We start from the raw sequence: 5,120 nt of genomic DNA, 5'->3' as shown, positions 1-5,120 counted from the left end.
CCACCCGCATTCGATAAAGATCGTGCGTGATTTCGCACGATAGAATGTTGCATAGATGCCCCCGCATCTGCACAGCGATCCTGCCGATCCGGCTGAAGGCAATGCAGCCCGACAGTATGCAGCATGAAGCACATGGATTCGGGCAGGCGTCTTTCAGGGAGATACGATTATATCAAAATCCTGCTGAATTTTTTCAGCTTTGATGCAAGAGACCTGGCGTTGTAACTTTGTCAGGGAGGGCGATTTGAGCGCTCCGTCGCGTGTCTGCAACATACCGTGTAAGGGAATTCCTGGCGCCGTTCGTAATAGTACGGCATGAATGACGACGGGTACATTTGCAGCCAGAACAGCTGTCCTGATCTCCTCTTCCTGTTCACGCGCCGGCGTGGTCCGAGCGTCGGGCATGAGGGAACGCGCGGGCTGTAGGACATCTTCGGTCCCTTCGACGCGCGCAGGACGTCATGGAGACGGATACTGGGGTTCGACTCAAACTCAGTGATCGCCTTTCGCGTGACCAGTTCCTTCAGCTGCACGGGAGCGTCGCAGTCAGTGTCCGGAAGATACTGCCGGGTTCTGGCTCAGCAGGTTGCGCTGGTCCCAAAGGCCTGCCCCACCCCCGTCAACGGAAAAGAGACGGAAGAACCACGCCGCCTCGGCAGTTCCAAGGTTCGACCACCGCACGAGTGTTCTGCTAAGCTTGGGGTGTCGCCGCTTTGCGCCAGCGGCGATATCCGCAATGGTCTCCAGCAGCTTGGGGGCGACCGGCCGGTTAGTGGTGAAGGAGAATTGGAACCGCTGGGCTATGTCCTTGGCGGGGAAGCGCTCCAGAAGCTCTGCGTAAAGTTGAGCGAACACTCTAATCGTCGTCTCGAGTCCACTGGCCGTCCAGGGCTCCGTGGTGCGGCGGGTAGAGTGCTTAAGCGGAACGTAGCGGACGAGCCTCGCCGTCCCGAGCATTTCGGACCCAATGTAGAGGCCCACATCAATCAACTGCTCGCCACTCAGGGGCTTCCCAGACGCAATCTCCTGCTCAGAAGCGCCCTCAATCGTCAAAGCGACGAGATCTGATCCACCGGGTAGCAGTTCACGTCAATAGCGGGCGGCCCAGAAATAATGGAACTGATCACCGTCACGGCTCGGCCGGACTGAGTTTTTACCAGCCACAAGCCGCCTCCCCATGCTGTTTTATGGCGCGGCAGATAACGAAAATTGCCAGCGAACCAGAGAGAGGGCATCGAGCTGGAGCATCGGCAGCCGACAAAGGAACTTCATCGCGAATCATCCATCGGCCCCACTGCTTCCAAGCTGCGCAATGTCCTCAACGTGCCGACGGCGAGCTCACCATCTTGGGCGCGGGCAATGGCTGAAAAATGAGTAAATCAAAGTGGTGCCCCTGGCCGGGATCGAACCAGCACTCCTTGCGGAACTCGATTTTGAGTCGAGCGCGTCTACCAATTCCGCCACAGGGGCAAGGATCTGCGAAGTACCATGAGGGAATGAGCGTGGTCAATCAGGCAGCTATGAAAGCTTGAGCTGAGCCTGCCTCTCGCTATTCCGGGCGGCTTATGCTCAAAGGGGCTGGGCGCGCGGCCCTTGTGACCGATACTGCCGGAATCCCATGCTCAGACGCCTTTACGACTGGACCCTGTCCCTCGCCTCGAAGCCCTCCGCTCCCTATGCCCTGGCCGCTGTGTCCTTTGCGGAAAGCTCCTTCTTTCCCGTGCCGCCGGACGTGATGCTCGTGCCCATGATGCTGGCCCGTCCCGACCGGGCATGGTTCTATGCGCTCGTCTGCACCATCGCCTCGGTCCTCGGCGGCGTCCTGGGCTATGCCATCGGCGTCGCCTTCTACGATACGATCGGGGTCCAGGTCTTCGAATTCTACGGCCTCACGCAGGGCGTGGAGGCCTTCCGGCACGGCTATGCGGAATATGGGCATTGGGTGATCCTGCTTAAGGGCCTCACGCCCATCCCCTATAAGCTCGTCACCATCACCTCTGGACTCGCCGGCTATTCCTTGAGCTGGTTCATCCTGCTCTCCGCTCTGACCCGCGGCGCCCGCTTCTTCCTGGTCGCGCTGCTCATGAGCCGGTTCGGTCCGCGCATCAAGGGGATCATCGACAACAACTTCAATCTCGTCGCAACCTTCGCCGTCATCATCATCATTGGCGGGTTCGCGGCCTTCCGCTATCTGTTCTGAAGAGGGAACAGGCATGACCCTTCACCTGACCATGCGCCAATCGGCCCTGGCCGTCGCTCTGGCTGCAGCCGCCACTATCGGCGGCGCGCTCGTCTTTGAACACGGGTTCGGCTATGTGCCCTGCAAGCTGTGCCTCATCCAGCGCAATCCCTACTATCTCGCCATGCCGGCCGGTCTCGCGGCGGCTTTCCTGCCGCCGCATTGGACCCGGGCGGCCCTATGGCTCCTGGCCTTGATCTTCCTCGCGAGCGCGGGGCTCGGGGCCTATCATGCCGGTGTCGAATGGGGTCTCTTTCTGGGTCCGAGCGATTGCGGCGGCGGTTCCGGCACCGGTACCGGCGCCATGGGCGATTTCCTCAGCCAGCTGGAGAACACGCGGGTGGTGAGCTGCACGGAGGCCGCATGGCGCTTTCTGGGGCTGTCGCTGGCCGGCTGGAACGTTCTGATCTCTCTCGCGCTCGCAGCCTTCGCGGCCAAGGCTGCGGTGGATAAGGGCTTCTACCTCGGGCGCTGACAATCGCTCTCGTCGGTTCAACAGGATAGGTCGATGGAAGGAGGCTAGCTCTCAAGCTCGGCGTCCCAATACAGGAAGTCCATCCAGGTCTGGTGGAGGTCGTCTCTGGCCTGGGGAAGGCGCCGGGCGATGGCGTCGAGCTCATGGGGGGTGGGTTCGAACGGCTTGCGCCTGAGCGTCATTCCGGCCTGCTGCGGCGTCTTGCTTCCCTTTCGGAGATTGTCGGCGCTGCAGGATGCGACGATGTTGCTCCATGCCGACATGCCGCCCCGGCTCTTCGGAATGACATGGTCGAAAGTCAGATCCTTGGCGTCGTATCGTTGTCCGCAATACTGGCAGGTGAACTCGTCCCGTAGGAACAGATGATACCGGGTGAACGCCACCTTCTTGCGCTTGCGGTAGCGCTTGAGGGCGACGACTGCCGGGACTTCGAAGGATTGATTGGCGGAATGGACCAGGACGTCGTCGTAGGTCTTGATTTGAACGACCCGGTCCTGGATCACGGCGACGAAGGCGTCCTGCCAGTGCCAGATGGAGAGAGGAGCCCAGCTCAGAGGCTGCAAGTCAGCATTGAGAACGAGGGTTCTGAGGTTGGAGATGGGAACGTTCATCTGGAACCCTCACTCCGGAACGGAGTCTTGGCGGTTTCCGAGCTGCGCAGGCGCCACGAACCCGGTGGCTGCAATGATCGCGCGGGAAATTGTCGGAGCGGGTAGGAGCCTGACCGGGAAGGGGCTGAGTGTCGGGTGAGAGAGATGACTGAAGAGAAGCGGGCCGGGGTGCTCGGACTTCGGACGGCTTTGTCGTACGCGGACGCGCCGTTCGACGGATCCGGGAGCGCCACTTTGATCGCACCTGTCCGGTCTCGAATAGACAGGGGATCGTCGCCCAAAGGCCTATGCCCGGCATCGAGGACAAAGGCCGGGCGGACCTCCGGCCTCGCAACAGGTTTGATGCGAATCGTCACACCGCCTCCTCTCAAAGAAGAGTAGTCCCGTCTGAGTAGACTATAGGCAATGTGACGCTGTTGTGAAGCTCACCCGAGGAACGTTTGTGACGCACCCGATTTGATTTCAGTGAACAATTCGCCCTTGGGGCTTGGTCCCCTGAAATGGCCATGCGTTCCGCACCCGACGAAGCGCCGCTCGGAGGGCGGCATTGGATGCTTCCCTAACTGAAATGCACCTTCCTGTCCGATGCGCTCTTCAAAAGGATAGAGCATCGGATTTGTCCCAAAAGTGCAAGTTCACTTTTCACGTCCCATGCCCTAGCGGGTCGGGACCGGGTGTTCGCCGCGATAATCGTAGAAGCCCCGCTTGGTCTTGCGTCCGAGCCAGCCGGCCTCGACGTATTTCACCAGGAGCGGGCAGGGGCGGTACTTGGAATCGGCCAAGCCCTCGTAGAGCACCTGCATGATCGACAGGCAGGTGTCCAGGCCGATGAAGTCGGCAAGCTGGAGCGGACCCATCGGGTGGTTTGCCCCGAGCCGCATGGCCGTGTCGATGGCTTCCACCGAGCCCACACCCTCGTACAGGGTGTAGATCGCCTCGTTGATCATCGGCAGCAGGATGCGGTTGACGATGAAGGCCGGGAAGTCCTCCGATACGGTGGAGGTCTTGCCGAGCTTGGCGATGAATTCCTTGGCGGATTCGTATGTCGGATCATCCGTCGCGATGCCGCGGATCAGCTCCACGAGCTGCATCACCGGCACCGGGTTCATGAAGTGAATGCCGATAAACTTTTCCGGGCGGTCAGTCGCGGCGGCGAGCCGGGTGATGGAGATCGAGGACGTATTGGTCGCGATCATCGCATCAGGGCGCAGCGAGGGGCAGAGATTGGTGAAGATCTTGCGCTTCACTTCCTCGTTCTCGGTCGCAGCCTCGATCACGATGTCGCATACGGCCAAGTCGTCGTAGCCCAGCGCCGGCTTGATGCGCTCGAGTGCCGTCTGCCGGTCGCCGTCTGTGATGGCGGCCTTGGCGACCTGGCGCGCCATGTTGCCGTTGATGGTGGCAAGGCCCGCATTGATGCGCTCCTCCGAGAGATCGTGGAGCCGGACGCTGAAGCCCGCGAGCGAACAGACATGCGCAATGCCGCTGCCCATCTGCCCCGCGCCGATCACGCCAACCGTTTTGATCTCGATGCCCATCTTGAATCCGCCTACCGTCCATGCTCAAAGCGTCCGGGCGGGAAGTGCCGCCCGGATCGCTGTCGTATGTCTATTCCTGACCCGATTAACCGGCTTTGGTCAACTCCTCCTTGAGTTCCGGGAGGATGGCGAAGAGGTCGCCGACGAGGCCGTAATCGGCGATCTGGAAGATCGGCGCCTCTTCGTCCTTGTTGATGGCCACGATCACCTTGGAATCCTTCATGCCCGCCAGGTGCTGGATCGCTCCGGAGATGCCC

General features: G+C 60.8%; 5 protein-coding genes, 1 tRNA gene and 1 pseudogene. 2 read left to right on the top strand and 5 right to left on the bottom strand.

Features of this window, described 5'->3' with window-relative positions; genetic code table 11:
- Positions 1-546: 546 nt before the first annotated feature.
- The gene (locus tag GR328_RS26285) at positions 547-981 is read right to left on the bottom strand and encodes a hypothetical protein (RefSeq protein WP_160888593.1); all 435 of its coding nucleotides are present in this window, start codon (positions 979-981) and stop codon (positions 547-549) included.
- 404 nt (positions 982-1,385) lie between these two features.
- Positions 1,386-1,470 (bottom strand) — tRNA-Leu (locus GR328_RS26280).
- Between the two features lie 148 nt (positions 1,471-1,618).
- Between GR328_RS26280 and GR328_RS26275 the strand changes: the two genes are divergently transcribed.
- Both GR328_RS26275 and GR328_RS26270 read left to right on the top strand, forming a co-directional pair.
- Positions 1,619-2,200 (top strand): YqaA family protein, encoded by a 582-nt coding sequence (locus GR328_RS26275; protein WP_160888592.1) that lies wholly within the window; start codon positions 1,619-1,621, stop codon positions 2,198-2,200.
- 13 nt (positions 2,201-2,213) lie between these two features.
- Positions 2,214-2,714, top strand: coding sequence for a disulfide bond formation protein B (locus GR328_RS26270; RefSeq protein ID WP_160888591.1), 501 nt, complete (start codon positions 2,214-2,216; stop codon positions 2,712-2,714).
- A 44-nt stretch (positions 2,715-2,758) separates the two neighbouring features.
- Here GR328_RS26270 and GR328_RS26265 read toward each other — a convergent pair whose 3' ends face one another.
- The 3 genes and pseudogenes from GR328_RS26265 to GR328_RS26255 form a co-directional block, all read right to left on the bottom strand.
- Complete coding sequence (locus GR328_RS26265; RefSeq protein ID WP_160888590.1) at positions 2,759-3,325, bottom strand: HNH endonuclease; 567 nt, start codon at positions 3,323-3,325, stop codon at positions 2,759-2,761.
- 656 nt (positions 3,326-3,981) lie between these two features.
- On the bottom strand, positions 3,982-4,863 hold the full coding sequence (locus GR328_RS26260) for a 3-hydroxybutyryl-CoA dehydrogenase (RefSeq protein WP_160888589.1): 882 nt from the start codon (positions 4,861-4,863) through the stop codon (positions 3,982-3,984).
- 85 nt (positions 4,864-4,948) lie between these two features.
- A pseudogene (locus GR328_RS26255) lies at positions 4,949-5,120 on the bottom strand (electron transfer flavoprotein subunit alpha/FixB family protein); the annotation flags it as partial.

The sequence above is a fragment of the Microvirga makkahensis genome (assembly GCF_009830105.1).
Taxonomy (GTDB): Bacteria; Pseudomonadota; Alphaproteobacteria; order Rhizobiales; family Beijerinckiaceae; genus Microvirga; species Microvirga makkahensis.
Note: the sequence above shows the minus strand (reverse complement) of the source record. Positions and strands in the feature narration are given on the sequence as shown.

What these genes read in the sequence shown, in the direction of transcription:
- GR328_RS26260 (WP_160888589.1), bottom strand. Translation starts at nt 4,863, where the DNA reads ATGGGCATCGAGATCAAAACGGTTGGCGTGATCGGCGCGGGGCAGATG.
- GR328_RS26270 (WP_160888591.1), top strand. Translation starts at nt 2,214, where the DNA reads ATGACCCTTCACCTGACCATGCGCCAATCGGCCCTGGCCGTCGCTCTG.
- GR328_RS26265 (WP_160888590.1), bottom strand. Translation starts at nt 3,325, where the DNA reads ATGAACGTTCCCATCTCCAACCTCAGAACCCTCGTTCTCAATGCTGAC.
- GR328_RS26275 (WP_160888592.1), top strand. Translation starts at nt 1,619, where the DNA reads ATGCTCAGACGCCTTTACGACTGGACCCTGTCCCTCGCCTCGAAGCCC.